The following is a 2,857-nucleotide window of genomic DNA, read 5'->3' as shown; positions in this document are numbered from 1 at the left end:
GGTAGTCAGTATTGCGCTGACATATCCGCAAGTTCCAGCAAAGAAACCTGAGGCAAGATTATCCTGGCCAGTGTATCCCCCGTTGAGATCCCACGCCATTGCTATCACAGCCAAAATGTTAGCCACAATAGCCAGATGAACCAGATAGTCAAAACCCAAGAGGAACGGTACAATTGGATAGGTGAGAAAGACTATGGCTATGAGTACCTTCATCTGATTCTCTTTGTAGAACTCCGGGTTCATGAGCATCTTGACATATTGTTTCATTTCTGTGATCCAGGTTTGGAAAACATCGTTCAACTGTTCCATTACTTATACCCCCTTTTCTTTCCGAGGATGCCTTGAGGTCTAACTAGCAGAACCAGGACCACGATAGTGAAATAGAAGACTCCTCTAAGACCAGAAGAGACATAGTAACCGAATAAGGACTCAGCCGCACCTAGAATGACTCCCGCGATGAGGGTCCCGTTAAGGCTGCCAAGGCCTCCAACAATCACAATAGCAAATCCTACTAATAGATACTCCCAGCCCATAGCAGGATAGATAGGATATATTGGGAGAAGTAGAATTGCAGCAACGCCGGCCAGACCCGCGGCCAATCCGCCTGTTACGAGCTTCACCTTCTGCACGTTGATTCCCATCAACCAAGAAGCATCTTCGTTTTGAGACACTGCTCGCATTTCTGTGCCGAACTGCGTTCTTGTCACAAGCAAGGACATCAATATGTATAGTGAGATGGTGACGGCGAAAATAATCACTCGGTATATGTCTAGACGTATTCCAGCGAATTCGATTAACCCAGATATATATCGTGGACTGAATCTGTAGATTCCGCCGAAGTATGCTAGCAATAGGTTTTCCAAGATTATGGCAATTCCCAGTGAGAGGAAAAGCACCCTTGAATGATCTTCCGAAACTCGTTCAAGGAGGTATTGAGTCGCAACTCCCAAGAGAAAGGTAAGAAAGAGCACGACTGGGACGACCACCAGAAGGGATTGAAATTCTTTGTACAGCATGTACGCCAGAAAGGTGGAAGTAATGTACATGTGGCCATAAGCCAGATTGGATACTTTTCCCACACCATAGATGAGTGAATATCCACCACTCATCAAACCATACAGGCTTCCAAGTATGACACCATTGAAAAATACTTCGAGATTTATCATAAATATCCTTCTCATTTTCACTTTTGATACTGGTTCTCTGAAAAAGCCACAAAGTACTTATGCTATATATTGTTTATTGTTTTGATGAAACCCTTTGAAGAAGGGTGATGGAAGATATGCTATCAGAGAATAAACGAATAATCGCGGTTGTTGCGATTGTCGCAATCGTCGCTGTTGCTGCAGTGGGCGTGGTATATCTCATGCAACCAACTGGTGGTCCAGAACCGATTCGTATCGGTGTCTTGGAACCACTAACAGGTGGCACTTCCGCTTCCGGAAGAGGCGGATATCACGGATTCCAAGTTGCTGCAGAACAGTTGAACGAAGAAGGCGGAATAATGGGAAGACCCGTTGTCATCGTTAGCGAGGACACGGAAGGCGACCCCGAAACAGCATCATCGGCGGCTAGCAAGCTCATCACAGTCGACAATGTAGATTTCATGATGGGTACAGTTTTGTCTAGCGTCGTTATGCAGGTAGCGGAGGTAGCAGCGGACTACGAGACGGTTTTCATCGCAACCAACCCCACAACAAGTGCTTTCACAAACCTGGTTGCCGATGATTATGATAGGTACAAGTACTTGTTTAGAACTCAGTGGAATGTCTCACAGTGGATGTATGCATTCTTTACCTCAACCACGGATCTTCTTGAAGATGTTGACTCTATTTCCTTTGTAACTGAAGATTTAACATGGGCACGTGAGGCTACTGAGCATCTAGAAGGATTCTGCAATGAGTCAGGAATCGATTATCAGGGCGTGCTATTCACACCTGGAACGACTGACTTCAGTGCAGAGATTACCCAAGTTGAGGACTTCGGTCCTGATCTAGTGCTAGTCGACTTGCTACTTGGAACTAGTCTGGGATTCCACTCACAGTGGTGGTCACTCAAACCCAATATTACATATGTTGGTGCATCAGGACTGCTAAGCTATCCAAGAACAATCGAAGAGCTCGGTGCGACTGACACCGACTATATGCTTACAGTTAACCACATGTGGAATGTCTCCCTTTCCGAGAATTCCCAGCAATATTTCGGTGACTTCATCCAAGTTTCCGGTCAGAAGCCGTTCGGTACTGACGTTACCAGCTATGATGCACTCATGGCTCTGGCTCAGGCCATAGAACAAGCCGGAACAACAGACACGGATGCTGTTATCGAGGCGCTTGAGACATACGAATTCACAGGGGCTAGAGAATCCTTCACATTCATGGATAATCATCAGATTAGCTATATACCCCCTGTGCTACTCCAGTGGCAAGATACTGAGGCAACAGTTGTTTGGCCATCGGGCCACTCCACGGGCTCATATACCGATCAGCCCTGGGTCTGAAATTAGTGTAAAACCTGTGCTAGGTTGTAGAAGTACAATCTGGCACAGCTCCCCTCTTTTCTTTCGAAAGCATGACCTCGTGATGGATGAAAAAGGAAATCGGAACAGCAAGTGAACAAAAAGAAATCGAACATAGCAAATAATCAGGAAACATGTCAAATGGTAGACGTTATTCAATACGGTTTTGGCTCCCAAGGTAGATGGGCAACAGAGATAATATTGGAGAAAGAGAATCTCAGTCTGGCAGGTGTTATTGATATTGATGAGAATATCCTTGGAAAAGATGCTGGACTCATTCTTGGATTGGAAGAAATAGGAATACCAGTTTCTCGTGTTGAAGATATTATCGAAGAAATT

General features: G+C 45.2%; 4 protein-coding genes. 2 read left to right on the top strand and 2 right to left on the bottom strand.

Translation table 11 applies throughout. The features are described 5' to 3' along the window. The coding region (locus GF309_13365) for a hypothetical protein (GenBank protein ID MBD3159765.1) at nt 1-309 on the bottom strand (309 nt) is incomplete at its 3' end. After that, a complete protein-coding gene (locus GF309_13360) occupies nt 309-1,181 on the bottom strand; it encodes a hypothetical protein (protein MBD3159764.1) in 873 nt (290 codons plus the stop codon). The genes GF309_13365 and GF309_13360, both read right to left, overlap by 1 nt. A gap of 92 nt (nt 1,182-1,273) precedes the next feature. Between GF309_13360 and GF309_13355 the strand changes: the two genes are divergently transcribed. Further along, complete coding sequence (locus GF309_13355) at nt 1,274-2,500, top strand: ABC transporter substrate-binding protein (GenBank protein ID MBD3159763.1); 1,227 nt, start codon at nt 1,274-1,276, stop codon at nt 2,498-2,500. 159 nt (nt 2,501-2,659) lie between these two features. Next, a partial coding sequence (locus GF309_13350) for an NADP-binding protein (protein MBD3159762.1) occupies nt 2,660-2,857 on the top strand: 198 nt, incomplete at its 3' end.

The sequence above is a fragment of the Candidatus Lokiarchaeota archaeon genome (genome assembly GCA_014730275.1).
In the GTDB taxonomy this organism is placed as follows: Archaea; Asgardarchaeota; Thorarchaeia; order Thorarchaeales; family Thorarchaeaceae; genus WJIL01.
The sequence above is the reverse complement of the archived record's forward strand: the minus strand, read 5'-3'. Positions and strand labels throughout refer to the sequence as shown.